The organism is Paraburkholderia lebeckiae, assembly GCF_014201005.1.
GTDB classification, from domain to species: domain Bacteria; phylum Pseudomonadota; class Gammaproteobacteria; order Burkholderiales; family Burkholderiaceae; genus Paraburkholderia; species Paraburkholderia tuberum.
The window spans coordinates 1-17515 of record NZ_JACHDK010000020.1 but is presented as its reverse complement, the minus strand read 5'-3'; the positions used below and the strand labels follow the sequence as shown (position 1 = coordinate 17515).

The 17515-nt window shown below is 55.2% G+C and carries 13 protein-coding genes; 11 read left to right on the top strand and 2 right to left on the bottom strand.

The window, feature by feature from the left end:
• Positions 1 to 312: 312 nt before the first annotated feature.
• The gene (locus tag HDG39_RS27370) at positions 313 to 1464 is read right to left on the bottom strand and encodes a porin (RefSeq protein ID WP_184010330.1); all 1152 of its coding nucleotides are present in this window, start codon (positions 1462 to 1464) and stop codon (positions 313 to 315) included.
• A gap of 138 nt (positions 1465 to 1602) precedes the next feature.
• The gene (locus HDG39_RS27365) at positions 1603 to 2676 is read right to left on the bottom strand and encodes an NAD/NADP octopine/nopaline dehydrogenase family protein (RefSeq protein WP_184010327.1); all 1074 of its coding nucleotides are present in this window, start codon (positions 2674 to 2676) and stop codon (positions 1603 to 1605) included.
• Between the two features lie 1168 nt (positions 2677 to 3844).
• Here HDG39_RS27365 and HDG39_RS27360 point away from each other — a divergent pair.
• The 11 genes from HDG39_RS27360 to HDG39_RS34690 all read left to right on the top strand — a co-directional run.
• Positions 3845 to 5293 (top strand): MmgE/PrpD family protein, encoded by a 1449-nt coding sequence (locus HDG39_RS27360; RefSeq protein ID WP_184010324.1) that lies wholly within the window; start codon positions 3845 to 3847, stop codon positions 5291 to 5293.
• A gap of 1063 nt (positions 5294 to 6356) precedes the next feature.
• Positions 6357 to 7133, top strand: coding sequence for an ABC transporter ATP-binding protein (locus HDG39_RS27355; RefSeq protein WP_184010498.1), 777 nt, complete (start codon positions 6357 to 6359; stop codon positions 7131 to 7133).
• 74 nt (positions 7134 to 7207) lie between these two features.
• Complete coding sequence (locus tag HDG39_RS27350) at positions 7208 to 8059, top strand: transporter substrate-binding domain-containing protein (RefSeq protein ID WP_184010321.1); 852 nt, start codon at positions 7208 to 7210, stop codon at positions 8057 to 8059.
• A 49-nt stretch (positions 8060 to 8108) separates the two neighbouring features.
• Positions 8109 to 8825, top strand: a complete 717-nt coding sequence (locus HDG39_RS27345; protein ID WP_221305879.1) for an ABC transporter permease — start codon at positions 8109 to 8111, stop codon at positions 8823 to 8825.
• Complete coding sequence (locus tag HDG39_RS27340; protein ID WP_184010318.1) at positions 8825 to 9550, top strand: ABC transporter permease; 726 nt, start codon at positions 8825 to 8827, stop codon at positions 9548 to 9550. Before HDG39_RS27345 ends, HDG39_RS27340 begins: the two co-directional genes overlap by 1 nt.
• Positions 9551 to 9861: 311 nt before the next feature.
• On the top strand, positions 9862 to 11232 hold the full coding sequence (locus tag HDG39_RS27335) for an MmgE/PrpD family protein (protein WP_184010315.1): 1371 nt from the start codon (positions 9862 to 9864) through the stop codon (positions 11230 to 11232).
• Between the two features lie 464 nt (positions 11233 to 11696).
• The gene (locus HDG39_RS27330) at positions 11697 to 12629 is read left to right on the top strand and encodes a LysR substrate-binding domain-containing protein (RefSeq protein WP_184010312.1); all 933 of its coding nucleotides are present in this window, start codon (positions 11697 to 11699) and stop codon (positions 12627 to 12629) included.
• A gap of 1163 nt (positions 12630 to 13792) precedes the next feature.
• Positions 13793 to 14935, top strand: a complete 1143-nt coding sequence (locus tag HDG39_RS27325; RefSeq protein ID WP_221305878.1) for an NAD(P)/FAD-dependent oxidoreductase — start codon at positions 13793 to 13795, stop codon at positions 14933 to 14935.
• Positions 14856 to 15272, top strand: coding sequence for a (2Fe-2S)-binding protein (locus HDG39_RS27320; protein WP_311735899.1), 417 nt, complete (start codon positions 14856 to 14858; stop codon positions 15270 to 15272). Before HDG39_RS27325 ends, HDG39_RS27320 begins: the two co-directional genes overlap by 80 nt.
• Entirely contained in the window at positions 15272 to 16693 is a 1422-nt protein-coding gene (locus HDG39_RS27315) for an FAD/NAD(P)-dependent oxidoreductase (RefSeq protein ID WP_184010306.1), read from the top strand. Before HDG39_RS27320 ends, HDG39_RS27315 begins: the two co-directional genes overlap by 1 nt.
• Before the next feature lie 327 nt (positions 16694 to 17020).
• Positions 17021 to 17515: hypothetical protein (locus HDG39_RS34690; RefSeq protein ID WP_221305877.1), on the top strand; the 495-nt coding region annotated here is incomplete at its 3' end.

Here is a 17515-nt window from a genome sequence, read left to right as displayed (position 1 = left end):
AGTATTGTTGAATTGCCGGCAGTAGTTTGCTTCAGCATCGTCAGGCGGGGCGGGATATGGTTGAGCCGTTCCATCACCCTATGGCAGTTGGGCGCCGAAGAAACGGCCGACGCAGGCACGCGCTGATGCGACGAACGCGCGTACATGTGCAAGCCCAAACATCACTCGCAGGAGATCACCGCGGAGGGCCGGCATGTGGGTGCGCTTGTGAGGACGCCCTCCGCTTCTGTAGGCACTGGGCTGGCGCAAGGCGCCGCCCAACAGGTTCGCTCGGAACGTGGACGAACGTCAATCGAGCGATATCTGGCCGCTTTAGAATTTATGACGCAGGCCGACGCGCGCAACCACCTGATTGCGATTCGACGATACGTCATCGGCCACCGGCACAAAGGCGAAGTCGAGGGCGCTTCCAGTACGGTCCCCACCGACGTGCTGATACGCACTCTGTACATAGACGTCCGTGCGCTTTGACAGTGAGTAATCAGCCATCAGCCCCGCAGTTTCGTAATTCGGCTTTAGCTTTCCAGTGGTGGCGTTGAAACCGCTCAGGGTGTACGTATACATCGCCCCGACGAAGAAGGCTGGCGTGAACTGGTACTTGCCGTTGATTTCGAAATTCTGGTAACGCAGGTTGGAAAGCGTGCCCGAGGCTGGCGTAATCTTTCCGACGTATCCCGAAGACACCGGATTGGCGACGAAGGTATTCGAATACGAGATGCCCACGTTGGCCGAACCAAACGTGTAGGTTGCCCCCGCGCCGAAGATGCGCAGCTTGTTCCCCAGAAAATTTTCATCCGCAGCGGGATTGTTCCCGATTGCACCACCGGCGGTGGATGACTGGTTGTTCGCCTGCAGATAGGCGGCTTCCAGCAGCAGTCCGCCTATGATGTATTGGGCGCCCATGCTGTACGCGCGATTGTTGGCGAAGTTGGTGTCGTTGCTAAAGCTGTACGTGCCGCCAAATTTTAAGCCAGCAATCTCGGGGCTTGTGTACTTGACAGTATTGTTGACACGGAAGGTGTTGTCCGTGTTGTCGTTGTCGTACGGATGGGAGAACATGCCCCCGCCCCATGTGCCATTCGCCGTCGTTTGAGCCAGATAGTTGACGACGGAGTCGTACTGTCGACCGAGAGTAACCGTCCCGTATTGGTTGGATGCGACGCCAACCCACGCCTGTCGCCCAAACATCAGGCCACCCTGACCGAGCTTGCCATTATTGACATTAAAGCCGCTCTCCAGCTGGAAAACTGCTTTGAGACCGCCGCCGAGATCCTCCGCTCCCTTCAAGCCCCAACGACTCCCTTGGACCGTACCGCTCTGGAGCTCGAACAGCTTGTTGCCACCGACGTTATTCGTATAGTTGATTCCTTCATCGATCAGACCGTAGAGCGTCACCGTACTTTGGGCCATTGCGGGAGCCGCGGCGGCTGACATCACGAAAGCTGCAAGAAGTTTGATTTTCATTAAGGTCTCCAAACCTTATATTGTGTGTGTCGATGTTTTTTTATGCGCAACCCCGGGTCGGGCACGCGGTCTGTTTTGCTGGGCAGTTTGGCGTCGGACTCGGACGCCCATCGAGCGGCGCGCCGGATGTAATGGCATCTAGGTTGGAACGGCATAACCGTCGACCACAAGCCTCTTGAGGGTGTCGATTTGAAGCGGTCCAATCTCGGGAAGAATGTCGTTGTCCGCCACAAAGTCCCGACCGTAACAAGCGCCGAGAATTGCCACGCCGCCCTCGTGCAAGGGTGCTCTCACCCCAGCCAGCTCGGCGAGTCGAAGCGTCGGTACCAACCCGAACGGCACGTCTTCGAGCACGTAGCGTGTGGCGATGTCTGTCGGGCCGAGCGGATCACTCCCTTGCCGGACCAGTTGCTCCGATATTGCCGAAAGTGAGTCACCAACCACGCCAAAAGACAGCCTGCAATGATCAAAGGTCGTTCTCACTGACTTTCCGAATGCTGCTGCGATGGTAAGTCTCTCTTGGTCTAGAGCCTCAAGGAGCCTCCCGACTGTTGGTGTCAGATTGGAGTTTTGGCTCCAGCTTTCGCCCTTCTCAATACGGGTCAAGTTGACTAGCGCAATACCCATGTGATCTTGCGGATTAATGTTGCTGAGCGTCAGCGTCAGCATGTCGTCTTTCAGTGCGAACCGGTCTCCGAAGAGTGAAACGCAAGTGGTATGAATCCGGTGGATGTGGCGGGTTGGAAATGCGGCCATGTCGACCTTGGCGCGGATCGTGCCTACCGTGATAGCTCTCGCGGACTGAGTCTGGCACGTTAGCACCGTGGTGCTCCAAGCTGCTATGGGGATGACGATCCCCCGCGCCGCAAGGCGCTGGGAAATGTAGAGAGCGGCAAATGAAAGATGAGCGCTGATGATTACGCTATGGTGTGCGCGGATATAAGGGATGATGCTGTCGAGGACGAATCGGTATCCGTAGGCCGGCAATGCCAAAATAATGACATCGGCGTCGCCAACATCTTCCGCTTTCCCGCAGACTTCTAAGTAGAACTGCCCCTCGACCGCTCCCCTCACGTGAAGGGGGAGTCCAGCAACGAAGTCTGCAGTCCGGGCTCCCGATGGAGACCAAACTTTCGGTTTATGTCCATTCTGTATGAGATATGCCGCATAACCCAAAGCGATTGCGCCGGCTCCCACGATTGTCACCTGCATGTACCTTCTACCTTGAAATAGTCCACTGGCCGTGCACGACCTGGGCGGTGATGTACTAAATTTCTCTGCCCAAGCCCGAACCCATCGTCTTTAGAAGAGGGCAAACGAAACGTCACGTAGACGTTCTTCGCATATGAGATAGCATCGATCTGCAAAACTACATTGAGTGTGGTGGGTTTTGGTGCTCAATGCGATGCTCTTACGTGCGAAAACACTATCGGTTGCGAGACAAGCGTTGGTCCTTGTAGAGGCTTTTATTGTCTGCATAAAACTGCGGAAGAAAAGGCACGTTCCGTCTTATCCAGTGAGAAGCAAAGCTAATGGGGCTCAGAATAGAGAGGCAAAAGTCTCGTGTCAAAGTCCGGTTTGATCGTGGATGTATTCTGAGAGGTTATGGCTGCGGAGTTTCATTTAGGGAAGCGAGCAACTCAGGGCAGTTCACCTCGCACCTTTGCTCCAAGCCAATCGTCTTCCTCGTTTCAGCACCGTCTGCAGCTTCGTGATCTCCCGCGCTGGACGTCGAGATCAGTGCATCATTCGGTACGCTGCGCGTGGATAGGGGTTTTGGTGCAGGACAAAAGCGGACTCCGTCCGTAGTGCGATGTTCTGCGTATGGTTCAGCTCTCTTCCCTTCGCACACGGACCGGGGTCATTGCGCAACGACATATCTCCGTTTGTTTCTGGCGTTTAGGCAGAGACGATGTACTCGCCAATAAACCTTGCATTTCGTTAAATGCTCGGGAGAAAGCAATGCAGCGCTATAACCTTCTGGAATGTTGACGTTTGAAAATCAGACTTTGATTTTTCGACGAGACGCGCCTAACATGTCTCACTCGCTCGAGTGAGGATCGGGAGGGTTGGCAGTAGCATCAGCGCACAATTGTTATTAAGGACGGTCGGGCGTCGCAGATCGGCGTAGATGTTGCCAGAGGTGGTCGGGTTCGGGGTTACTTGCGAAAAGCGGCATGCCGATTTTTCACGGCAAGTACTCGCATGCTCATTGACAAAGCTTCGAGTCCCCCTGGAGACGTTACGACTTGTCCGTCGTATCCGTGGCGACGACCAAGGGCTGCCATCGGATCCCTGGTCGGTCGCACGCGGTGCAATCATTTTGAACATAGATTTGTGCATTACGCACGTTTGGTCGGTCACATAATTCTGGAACGTCATGAACAATCCTCCGCCTGATGACGAGCTTTCTCTGCAGCAAAGCACGATTCATCGTATTGCATCTTATGTCGTCGAAGCTCGCGGTAGGCGGGTGTCCGGGGTTGTCAGGGAATCTGCGCTAAAACGCATCCTCGACCTCTTATGCGCGGTGGGGGCAGGGGCTAGCGAGCCAGGTGTTGTCGCGATTCGCGCGACAGCATGTAGATATCTGGGATCGGGCGATATACCGATGTGGTTCACGGGAACGGGCAGTTCGGTCGTCGGTGCTGCGTGGGCGAATAGCGCGGCTGCGTCGGTGCTAGATCTCGACGACGGGCATCGACGCGCGCGCGGGCACCCGGGCGCGGCGGTCATTCCGGTGGCCTTTGCAGTTGCGGCTGAAATGGGAGCCGGGCTGGAAGATTTGATTGCGTCAATCGTCATCGGTTATGAAGTCGGCGTATCGATCGCTGCGGCCCGTACAACATACGGTACGACAGGTACGTGGTCATCCTACGCAGTTGTCGCTACAGCCGCGGCCTTGAGGTGTGCCTCGTGTAGTGTCGTCGAGCATGCGTTGGCTATCGCAGGCGAAAGCGCGCCCAATTCGTCGTTCATGAGCGCGCCACCGCTCTCCTTCCCAACACCGGAGAGCAGCGACATTAAGGAGGGCATACCATGGTCCGTAGTGACCGGGATGCTCGCGCTCGATCTCGCAGAAGGCGGGTTCACCGGTCCCCGGAACATACTTGACAGCGGTCTGCTCTATAGGTTTGCCGACGTATCGCCCCTCGGGGAGTCTCTACATATCTGCAACGCCTACTACAAGCTCTATTGCTGCTGCCGGCACGTTCACCCGCCCTTGGAAGCCACCCTGAGGCTGATCGAGCAATATCAACTCGACGCGAAGGCGATTGAGGCGATCGACATCGAGACGTACGGCGGGGCGCTGCGCATCGCGAATCAGACCTGCCCAGCTACCCTTGTTGACGTTCAGTACAGCATCCCTTATTGCGTGGCCCTCGCCGCCCTCGCGGGACGAGAGTCGCTTTTGCCCCTCACGATAGACTGCTTAACTTACGAGGGAGTGAGCGCACTCGCCAACAAGGTCTCGCTAACGGTCGACGCCGAAATTGATAAACAATTCCCTGCCAGAACACTCGCGCGAGTCAAAATCGTGTGCGGGGGACGGCGGTATGTATCGGAGGTTACCGAGCCACGCGGCGAAGCCGGTGACTCCCTCTCTTGGGAAGAACTCAAGGCAAAGTACGTTGCGGCGACGCGGTTTCACGCCACTGGTGCGCAGCAAGAGCAACTGCTCGCCGCGGTTGAAGAACTGCGCTCAAAAGCTGACTTGGAGCCGTTAAAGGCCTGTATGAGTACTTCGTTCGAAAATAGTATTGCGCGTGCCGAATGTCTAAGAAGCTCTAATAATATGATTTTTGGGGGGGATAACTTCAAGGATTGAGGTTAGCCTCATCATCGTTTCGGTGATGAAATGCGTGCGAATCGGCGAGGACATCCGGGAGAAACTCGACTACGCACCGGGTGTATTTACGTTAGAGGGACATATCCGGGGCAAGTGGTATGCCGCTTCGGCTACAGCCGTGCGAGCTTCGTGCGCTTTACCGCCGGCGCAGACGCGCGTATCGGCCGGTGGCTTACTACGCTTCGCGCAACTCAATAGGCAAGACCCGCACGCAATCTCAAGGACATCCTCACGCGCCTGCCCACGAGGGCCAGCCCATCGCCGCATTTTTGCCGCATCGCTGGCAGCCCGAGGCAAGCCAGCGCCTACCTCGCCCGTCAAGAGATCATTGGTCGCTTATGACATTGGTAGTCAAATTGCGGGCGCCCTGCCGATCGGCTGGAGGCAAACGAAAACCTTGGAACAATTTCGACCCTCAAGCGATCGTTAAATTGGATCGAAGAGTAAAAGGGGCTCGATCACGGAAGGTTCTGTGATGTGTTGGCGCCTGGAGACGGCCATTTTCGGAGGCGTGCGGCGGTCTCCTTGACATCAGAATGCTTGCATTGCGTACGCGGTGCAAATTGTGCCAAATCCAGAACGAGCACGCGGCCGAAGTCTTGGGGCGCAACCTCAAGATGCGCTCGTGCGACCCGCAAACGTGCCCGATGCAACGCAAGGTAGGTATAACCCGGAGGAATACCAACGTGTCTCAACTCGACTTTGACACCCAATTTGGGCATACGTATTCTGAGCTTATCCGCAATCGCTGGGCGCAGAGACGGGCGTAAATCGAGCGAACGACCGGCCGGCCGCCTTTTTTCGTCCGTCGAGTGTGCTTGGCGCTTCCATTGCGTTCATTGCAGGTCCGACAGCGCAAGGCAGTACAACGTTTAATGAATATCTATAACGATAATCCTTCTCAGGTTGACGTAAATGTCAAACCTGAGATGTTAAGTCATGAGGAGATGAGATGAAGGTGGTTAATGCACTTCGATCGGCGTACCAATCTGCGAGTTACGCCTTGTCAATGACCCCAGAGGTGGGCGGGACCACGATCGGCATGGTGGGCCATAAAACACCGGCTCTCGTAGCCGATGGCATATACAAAAGTTACGGCGTTCACGAAGTGCTAAAAGGGGTCTCGCTTCAGGCTGAGCGGGGCGACGTGATCTCGTTAATTGGCAGTTCTGGGTCGGGGAAAAGTACGTTTTTGCGATGCATGAATCTCCTTGAGGTCCCTACCAAAGGCCGCATCGCGGTGGGGCAGCGCGAGATCAGCGTGGAAACCGACGCAACCGGTCGCGTCGTCGGGATGGATCGCAAGAAAGTTGACCAGATGCGCACGCAACTCGGCATGGTCTTCCAGGGCTTCAATTTGTGGTCCCATATGACCGTGCTGCAAAATGTGATGGAAGGGCCGGTTCATGTGCTGAAGCTGCCAAAGAACGAAGCGCGCGATAGGGCAATGGATTTCCTTGGGAAAGTTGGCGTTGCGGACAAGCACGCGTGTTACCCATCCGAGTTGTCTGGTGGGCAGCAGCAACGAGTAAGTATTGCGCGTGCGCTCGCGATGCAACCGGCTGCGCTCCTTTTCGACGAGCCGACCTCCGCACTCGATCCCGAATTAGTGGGAGAAGTGCTGAAAGTCATCAGGAAGTTGGCGGAAGAGGGACGCACGATGATAGTCGTAACTCATGAAATGGGTTTCGCTCGTGATGTCTCCAACAAGATGATCTTTCTTGAAAGGGGACGCATTGAGGAAGAAGGAACGCCAGAAAAGGTTTTCAAAAATCCAGCATCGCCGAGATGTCGTGAATTTCTCTCGCGTGTACTTTGACTGACTTAAAACGCGATATTGAAATTCCGAGAATCGTAAAACGAAGAAGATAGGACATAGTCCAGGAGATGCTCATGAAGTTCCTGAAAATCGGCGCGCTTATTGGAATGCTGTCTGCTGCATTGATGCTCTGCGACCCTGTTATGGCCAAGGAGTACAAGAGAATCACGATTGGTACCGAAGCTTCGTATGCTCCGTATGCCTTCAAGGACAAGAGCGGCAAGATGGTTGGCTTTGAGATCGATGTAGCTAGCGACTTGTGCCGACGGATGGGATTGCAGTGCGAAATCGTCGATCAGGCCTATGACAGCCTAATTCCCTCTCTTTTGTCCGGTCGGTTCGATTCAATTATGGCTGCAATTGGGATTACACCCGCCCGAGAAAAAGTTATCTCATTTTCCAGGCCGTACGTAACCACTCCGATGGTTTTCGTCACCACATCGGCGAGCGATCTGACCGCTCTCAAAATATCGCCATCAAATCTGAATTTGGACAAATTTGATGCTGATGAGGAGTCAGCGATAAAAAAAATCACCTCCGCTCTGAAGGGAAAAACCGTTGGAGTACAGGTGGGCAGCAACTTCGAGACATTCATGAAGAAGTTCATGCCGACCGTGAGAGTTTCGACATATGACACCACGGATAACATGATGCTCGACTTGACGGCGGGGAGAATTGATGCGGGAATGGTTTCCTTCAATTTCCTCAAGCCGTTGATGGACAAGCCCGACGGCAAGAACCTGCGGACATTTGGCCCTAGTATGACGAACGGGCCGTTCGGCAGCCGAGTGGCCGCTGGATTTCGCAAAAATGACGATCAACTACGTGCGATGTTCGACAAGGCGATCGGGGAAGCAATTTCGGATGGCAGCCTGCGCAGACTTGCCATCAAGTGGTTCGGCTTCGACAATTCGCCGAAGGAATAGGTAAATGAATACGGTCGTTTATGCATAGCCGAACTCAATTTGATGGGGAATGATAGTGGATATTTCAGTGCTCGCATGGGGAAGCACAGCGTGGGTTGATGAATTTGCGCGTGGCACCCTTATGACCGTTGCCGTCGCGGTGTGTTCATTTCCCGTCGGCATTTTGCTCGGCTCGGTTTTTGCCGCGGCAAAACTCTCTCGCTTCAGTTTGCTGCGTTTTCTAGCTGACGTCTATACGACGGTCGTACGCGGAATTCCCGAGCTGCTGATAATTTTTCTGGTGTTCTTTGGTGGGGATACGTTGCTCCGCTATGTCGCGAACGCTGTTTTCGGCTTCGAAGGTTATATAGAACTGCCCGTGTTCGCAGTCGGTGTGCTCTGCATCGGCATCAGTGCCGGCGCCTATGCGACAGAGGTCATACGGGCGGCGGTCATAGCCATTCCAACAGGACAAATTGAAGCGGCAGTGGCAATGGGATTGGAGCGGGCAGTGCTACTTCGTCGGATTCTTATCCCACAGGCCGCGAGATTCGCCTTGCCTGGTCTGGGGAATGTCTGGCAACTGGCGTTAAAGGATACCTCGCTCATTTCCGTCGTTGGGTTGGTTGAAATCATGCGCACGGCTGCCATCGGAGCTGGATCTTTCAAAGAACCGTTCACGTTTTATCTGGTCGCCTTCGTGATTTTCCTTTTGCTTTCTTCGATTTCTAACCAGGGATTTCTGAGAGCAGAGAAGTGGGCTAACCGCGGCGTAAGGAGTCGGTGATGGATTTTCAGCTGATATATGAGTCGTTTCCCAAGCTTCTTGCGGCGGTTCCTGCGACCGTCGCATTGGCTTCCGTGTCCCTTTTTGTTGGTTTCCTGCTTGCGGTCCCAGTTGCATTGGCTCGGCTTTCACACAGTAGACTTTTGGCTTCTCTCGGTTATGGTTACGTATATGTAGTGCGGTCCACGCCGCTTCTGGTGCAAATGTTCCTGATTTATTACGGATCGGGGCAGTTTAGAATTGTCTTGGAACACCTCGGCCTGTGGGCGCTATTTCGCGATGCGTGGTTTTGTGCGATTTTAGCTCTGTCGCTGAACACTGCGGCATACACCAGCGAAATCATTCGTGGTGGTATTCAGTCAGTACCATGGGGACAAATTGAAGCGGCGCGGTCAATTGGCATGTCGAGCGTCCTTTTATTCCGCAGAATTGTCTTCCCGATTGCAATGCGGCAAGCACTCCCAGCTTATGGAAGCGAACTTATGATTATGATCAAGTCAACGTCACTTGCGTCGACAATCACCATAGTCGAAGTGACAGGAGTGGCTAAGCAAATCATCTCTGACAGCTACCGCCCCCTAGAGGTATTTCTGATAGCTGGCTGCATATATCTCAGCATGAACTTTCTTATCAGCAGAGTTATATTCATGATCGAAAGGCGGATTAGTCCGAAGAGACGCGATCGCGGCACGTTCGGATCTTCTGCTGCAGCGGCCATGCATTAAGCACTTCGGTACGGTGTCCGTCGCCCATGAACGCATCAACAGTTCGACGACATAGAAGTGGCCTGACGGCACGAACCGACATTGTCCCGTTACGGGCAGCTCCGTCCGGGTATACGAGGGTAGTTGGCCCTTGTGTACAGCTTTTTTCTCATGGCCGACGGCTTTATGTTTGAAGAGTGCCCGGCTGCGTCGATTATGGCAGGCCGACAGCAAAACGGGATCGTGGGTGGACATCGCGGTGTGGCGCATTAAAGTGTCACTTGCAGCCAACTATCAAGTTAGAAATGTTCAATTGATGTTATCGAGGCACCATGACGACTAATGTTATCGAGGATGACCGTTATCCCCAAGGCGGGATCGTCCAAAAATTTTCCGCTTATATCGTGGAGGCGCGGGAAAATCGAGCTCCAGAAGAGTCGCTGGAATTTGCGCTCAAATGTATCCTGGATCTGCTCAGTGCTGTTGGCGCTGGAGTTGGGCAGGCGGCGGCCCTTGCGATCCGAAAGACGGCTCATGAAACGCGACCTCCTGGCGACATTCCTATTTGGTTCACGGGAGAGACCAGTTCCGTCATTGGAGCTGCTTGGGCAAACAGTGCGGCCGGTTCTGCGCTAGACCTCGACGATGACACGCCGGCATCTCGGGGCCATCCTGGAGCCGCCGTCATTCCAACAGCCATTGCCGTTGCCAAAGAGACGAAAGCCACCTTGGGAGAGCTATTAAATGCGATTGTCATCGGTTATGAAGTGGGTACAGCGATTAGCGCTGCGCGCGCCTACGGAAGTAGTGGTACGTGGGCGCCTTATGCGGTCGTCGCAACGGCTGCGGCGCTTCGCCGGTCCTCCCGCGAGGTGATTGAACACGCTTTGGCGATTGCTGGGGAAAGTGCACCCAATCAGTCGTTGGCGAGCGCTCCCGCTCCCCGAAAACCGCATCCCGAGCCAAACCATGTCAAGGAAGGCATCACGTGGGCTGTCGTGACCGGCTTGGAGTCGCTTGCATCAGCGCAAAACGGATTTCACGGCGCCCGCAATATCTTGGACGCAACGCGTTACTACAATTTTCCGAACGATCTAGACCTCGGTTCTTACCAGTACATTCGCACGACGGGCTTTAAGCCGTATTGCTGTTGCAGGCATCTACACGGTGCGCTTGATGCATTAATCGAGCTGATCAATGAACATCGGTTAGTGGGTCGAAATATCGACAGGATTGAGGTCGAAACATACGGGCCGGCCTTACGCATTTCGAACTGGAAAGAACCTCGAGACATAATGGATGTTCAGTATAGTCATCCATACTGTCTCGCGTTGGTCGCGCACTACGGTCACGAGGCTCTGTTGCCACTGACTGGCGATGTCCTAAACAATCCCTCTGTCACTGCGCTTTCACACAAGGTGGAGCTTTCGCTAAGTCCGGAGCTGGACAAGATCTATGCGGAAAGCGGCATGCTGCCGGCCCGTGTCACGGTCACATGCGGGGATCGGCGCTTTGTTTCACCTGTAACCTTCCCGAAGGATAACGGTCTTCCGTGGGATAAACTCGAGGATAAGTTTCGACAGGCCACGCGTTTCGCTGCCACTCCCGAGCAGCAGAACATTGTGGTCGGGGCTATTTCGGACGCCAGACGGGGCGACAAGCGTGGTTTGACGGAAAGCTTGTCGGAGATCCAGTTCGTTTAAGAACGGTATTTGTGCAGCCCGCGTAGTTCGGAAACTCATCGGTCATCGATGTAAGAAATGACAAAAATGTCTCCGCTTGTTGAGGATCGTCCGCAAGCTGTGGCTACCGTTGCATACAGCGAACGAGTTGCATTGTCTACCCGGCATCCAAGGAGCTGAAAATGGGTTGCATATGGAAGTGACTGCTAGCAGGGACGCTCAGCGGTGCCGGGTAAACGCTGCGACCGTCAGAACAAGTGTTCTTCACAGCTTCAAAAGGACAGATCGGCGACGCGGGCTACATCGGCGTGTACAAGCGCGAGGAAACCAAGAGGCTCGTTTACGAGCCAAATTCACCGAAATGAGCGCCGATTCGATTCGTTATCCGGAAATTTCGATGCCTGTTCTTCTCCATGCCGAACGGGCCGCACATTAATCAGCATTTTCCTAGTCTTAGGAATGACATTAGAAAAAGCAGCCGGCATATGAAAAGACAACTTCAACTACGGCAGATAGAGGCATTTAAAGCTCTCATCGAGCAAGGCACGGTGAGTCGAGCGGCCGAGGTTCTTCACGTGACCCAACCTGCCGTGAGCAAACTGCTAGTCCACCTTGAGGAGGAGACAGGTCTTCTACTGTTCGAACGAGTTAAAGGCCGACTAACTGCGACGGCACAAGGCATGCGCTTGTACGGTGAAGTCGATCGAGTATTTGCGGGTCTAAGACAAATTGAAGAGGCGATCGCAATCATCCGGCGGAAGGACATGAGTCACTTTGCTATCGGAGTGCTTCCGGAATTATCCGGATCATTCATCAGGCGGGCAACGATGAAGTTCCTCTCTCGGTGTCCAGACGTTCGTCCGACAATCCATATGCGAGCATCCAACATTGTGTCGGATCGCGTCGCCACGCGTCAGATGGACGTTGGATTCACAACGAGCTTGATGAGCAGCCCAAATTCGGTGGTGACGCCTATCATGGAGAGCCCGTTAGTTTGCATCATGCCAAAAGGACACCCGCTGAGCCGACTTGAATTTATCACCCCCGAGCATATTGAGGGAATCCCTTTTATCGGATATGCGGCAGATAACCGGACGACCAGTGCTTTCAATGACGCTATCCGTTCCTACGGCGTCGACCTCAACGTCGTGTTAGAAAGCGAAACTACGCCCACCCTGTGTGAATTCGTCTCGGCGGGACTGGGGATTTCCTTGGTACATCCCCTATCTGTCATCGACATGAACTGTCGCTTAGATATCAGGCGGTTCAAGCCCGATATTCCCGAGTATTTTCATTTCTGTCATGCGAGATTGGCGAAAAACATTGAGCGCGTTCAGGAATATGAACGATGCGCTAAACAGGTTGCGGAAGAGGCGTGGACGGAGATATTCGGTGAGTCGGCGACAAAGCAAACCTAGCAGAACGCTGAGATTGATCATCGTACTGATGAGTGCACCAAATAGTGCGGGATGCGTTATGCGGGCATGAAGACGAAGCGTTCGCGAGAAGACGGATTGAAAGCGCTCAGACCTGGCAAACATGACCGCCGGCCGGGCAGTGGCTGATTGAATCATGACCTTGCCCCTGTTTGGCGAATCCCATAGCTGAGAGATTTATGCGGCTCGCCCCTGTTGAGCGGCGAACCAGTTTTTCTCGAACGTCATGGGGCTGGCTGACGTAGTCGAGCGTCGAGTATAGTCGGCGCGAATTATACAACGCTGTACGCTTGCATTCGATTTTCGGGTATCTGTCGCCCGTTGCCTACGAGGCGAAACCGACAATGAAAAAAGAACCTATCTGCCTGTCCGAAATAACTTGACCACTACAGAACGGCCTTGATTCCGCGTCGGCTTCAGTTGTCATTTGCCACTACTACATGCTGACCTGTGTTTGGGATAGCACGAACACGAGATCGTAGGGGCTTACGTTGAGCGCGCGAACATCCCGTCACCTTCTTCAGCGTGCGCACCGTTGCTTGCCGAATGCTCCCGCGAGGCTCGCCAACCAAACCCTTGCTCGATTGAGTTGCCTTTTTTTCAGCGAGATGGCGTAACCCAACTGGGGCGTTTGTCTCGACCACAGCCGAACGCCGCCACAGAAGTTTCGTTCGCTGACTAAATTCGCGGTCAGCTACGGCCGCGTAACACAGTCCATTGATCGTATCGCCTTGGCAATGAAGTTATGCGTTGGGACCAATCATGGAGTGTGGCGTCTCGTTGCTGGGTTTGGGGCTTTTGTGAGCGCCCGTGCTGCCGAGATTGTTGTCGTGATGGAAGCGGTCGTCGCACTCTATTTTCGTATTCCATGGGCACGCGTGGTTTAGCGTGTCGTCCGCGCTGGTTTGTTTGCCTGAGAGTCGGCCCGTGCGCTCAGCGATGGCTACCGCCTCGTTGAAGAATCTGGTGAGCGAGCGTTGCTCGAGAAATCGCTCGCGGTTTTTTCGTGGAGCTCTATCCCCTACCGGGGGCGCCCGCGTTTTAGACCATAACCGCTGAGAATACCTCGTACCTGAAATTCGACTTTGACGCCTTGCTGCGACGATCATAGAGTTAACCAAAATCATTCAGGAAAAGAGGCGGGCTTGATACGCGAAAACCATGACGTCATCATAGTTGGCGGCGGTGTTGTCGGCTGCGCATTGGCGCACGGGATGCTGGGGCGAGGGAAGCGTGCGCTTGTGCTCGACGGGGGTGATTGCGACCCGCGCGCGTCGAAAGCGAATTTCGGTCTTGTCGGCGCATACGGGAAGGGATATGGCGCGCCCCGCTACCAGCAGCTGTCACGCGAGAGCGTCGCACTTTGGTCCGTTTTCGCAACAGCGCTGCACGATGAAACTGGCATTGATGTCGAGTATGAAAACGATGGCTGCTTGCGCTTTTGCCTAAGCGAAGCGGATTTTGAAGAGGAAGCCGAATTCCTCGCGAGCTGGAATGCGCAAAGCCCGAAAATCGATCCGTGTTCGCGCATGATCGATCGATCGGCATTAGAAAGGCTGCTGCCTGGTACACGGCTCGGGCGGGAAGTGGTGGGAGCTGGAATTGGCGTTGCCGATGGCCATTGCAATCCGCTTAAGCTGTTGCGGGCGCTGCAGCAAGCCATTGAGTTACGTGGCGGCACTCTAGCTGGCAATCACACGGTGTCGAAGATTGAGCCATGTCCTGACGGTAGTTTTCGTGTTCATGTGCAAACCTCGACAGGTCCGCGTTGTTTCGAAACAGGACAGTTGATCATTGCGGCCGGGCTTGGTTCCACAGCCCTAGGGGCAATGGTGGCGCTCGACGTCCCGTTGCGTCCCCAGCGTGGCCAGTTGCTGGTCACTGAACGGCTCGACCCAATTCTGCGCCTCCCCGCTAGCGGCATTCGCCAGACTCGCGACGGTACAGTAATGATAGGTGTAAGTCATGAGGAAGTCGGTATGGATCTCGGTACTACTACCTTCACCGCTGCCAAGATGACAAAGCGAGCCCTACGAATTTTGCCGGACCTTGCCATGGCTCGCCTTGTTAGGCATTGGGCATGTCTGCGCATCATCACCCCGGACGGGCATCCGGTGTACGCACAATCTTCAACGTATCCTGGTGCTTGGATCGCGCTCTGTCATTCCGGTATCACCCTCGCGGCGGTTCATGCTGGACCAGTAGCGGATGCTCTCGCGCGCAACGTACTGCCAGAAAACTTCGAGTTCTTCCATCATAGGCGCTTTGATGTTTCGCAAGTTATCTAGTCCCGCCGAGGACGCTTTAGTCACGGTATCGATAGACGGCAGGCGTGTGAACGCCGAGCGAGGCGAATCCGTGGCGGCAGTCCTCGTGCGCGAGGACAACCCCGTCGCTCGCACCACGCCGCGAAGCGGCAGTCCACGCGGACCTTTTTGCATGATGGGTGTGTGCTTCGAATGTCTTGCTGTCGTCGATGGTGTAGCGTCCACGCAGACCTGTCTGACGATCGTGCGCGACGGGATGCGCATCCAACGCCAACACGGTCGCCGCAATCTCAGTGAGGCGATCGCTGAGTCAGAAGACGGTAGTGGCGATCTTCGTAGTGGTGAGGTGCATTCGTGATGCGAACGTTCGATATTCTGATTGTAGGTGCAGGACCTGCCGGCATGAGTGCCGCAATACGTTCTGCTCGTCTTGGAATGACCACGATCCTCGTAGACGAACAGCAGGCACCGGGCGGTCAGATATGGCGCGCCATCGAAGAAAACGTCCGACGCGGTGTTCATCAAGGGTTAGGCGCTGCGTACAGCGCAGGCGCGGCAGTGGTACAGAACTTTCGCGAATGCGGTGCGCACTACTTGCCGGAGACCCGTGTATGGCAGATCGAGCGAGCGCCTAGCCCAGGGAAACCGGCCGGTTCCGGGGAGTGGATTGTCTTTTTGAGCCGTGCGGATGGCGCCGAAAGTATTCGCGCGCGCCATGTGTTACTAGCGACGGGCGCACAGGAACGGCCCATGCCTTTCCCAGGTTGGACGCTTCCGGGTGTAATGACAGTCGGCGCCGCGCAGATTCTGCATAAAAGCGCTCACCAGATACCCGATCAACCCGTCTGGATAGCGGGTAGTGGTCCATTGCCACTGCTCTACATGACCCAGCTGCTCGACGCCGGCGGTAGGATTGCAGGTTGGCTTGACACGACTCCCCGCGGCGCCCTCCGTCGGGGCCTTCCGACTCTACGTGGTGCAGTTGACGGCTGGCATGATCTCCTTAAGGGGCTACTGTGGTCGGCAAGATTGCGCGGGAGGGGGTTCCCCATTGTTCGAAACGTCAGTAGCCTTCGCGCTTTCGGTATCGGCCGTCTTGAACAGATTGTCTACCGCACCGAGAACGGGCTGTCGGGCGATGTGGCTGCCGACATTCTTCTGGTTCATGAAGGCGTCGTGCCGTCTATCCACTTCACTCAGGCGATGGGATGCAGCCATCGATGGAACGAAGCACAACTTTGCTTTGAGCCCGAAGTTGATACGTGGGGTGAAACCAGCATGACTGGTCTCTATGTCGCAGGCGACGGCGCCGGCATCGGCGGCGCGAAAGCTGCGTGCACACGCGGTGAACTTGCTGCTACCGGCGTCGCGCTTTCCTCGGGCGCACTCTCGGTCGAGCGGGCAAGCGAGCTTGCAGCGCCGCTGCATCGGCGGCTCGGACATGAGCTGGCGATGCGGCCTCTGCTTGATTCGATCTATCGGCCGCGTACGGAGATTTTCACGCCGCCCGATGAGACGATTGTCTGTCGCTGCGAAGAGGTAACCGCTGGCGATGTACGGCTGGCCGCGCAGCTCGGCCAGCCGGGGCCGAACCAGCTAAAAGCGTTCACGCGCGCGGGCATGGGCCCGTGTCAGGGTCGTCAATGCGGCTACACCGTTGCTAATTTGCTTGCATCTGCGCAATGTCGCTCCGTTGGTGCGGTTGGTTTGCAACGCGTGCGGCCCCCACTAAAGCCGATAACGCTCGCGGAGCTTAGTGCACTTGAAGAGTCGTCATGAGGGCGCGTGGGCATGCCTCGGAGCTCACGCCATGGCAATAAGAGAGTGTGGTTGCGGATGTTTCAGGTCGCGGAAAGGTGGAGCGTGTCGCGAGGGTAATCGGATTTCCCCCTTTCTGAGAAGCGTGCGCCGCTGCACACGGCGCTCGTCATCGAAGTTGCCGTAATGTCGCACATTGGACGTGAGCCGCAAGCAATCATTCCATCAAGCTTTCGCGTTTCTGATCTGATGGGGAGGGCTTGCTGTTATTCCCCGACGGGCACTAATAGCGGCCCAATAGTTCTCCGGGATCATTCATAACGAGTCTCCTGAAAGATTGATGTGAGCATGATGGTTCTTCGTCCAGTTGTACAGGCCAGATGCGCTTTGCCGATCGCTGTTGTCCGGCGTGGATTTCTGGCTGGTTGTACGACTCCGGATCAAGGAGAAAGTGTCTCATTAACGGACATCCAGATCGGCGGTGCCGCCTGCTTGTACTACCAGGTGTCTGACATGATCGGCACAGCCCCGTTGCCTTTGCAGCACGGCGCGCGCACCCTCGACTTACAAGAGAACTGCCTGCTGCAAAAGTTCCAGCGCCTTCAATTCGTCCAGTCGACCCGTCCGTGCCTTACCTGCCAGCGTCTTGATCAATGCTTCGGCGATTGGCGCGATGCCGTGAAGATTGTTCAGGCTTGTCGCGGAAGCGGGTTGCGTCGCCGGATCTCGCTGCGACGTCGCTGCGACTCCCCCCGCGTCACAATGGTTGTCGCCTGGATAAAATTGGAATCTGGGGGCGATAAAGAGAGAACAAGTTGGCGCGTTACGGAAATACATTCAAGG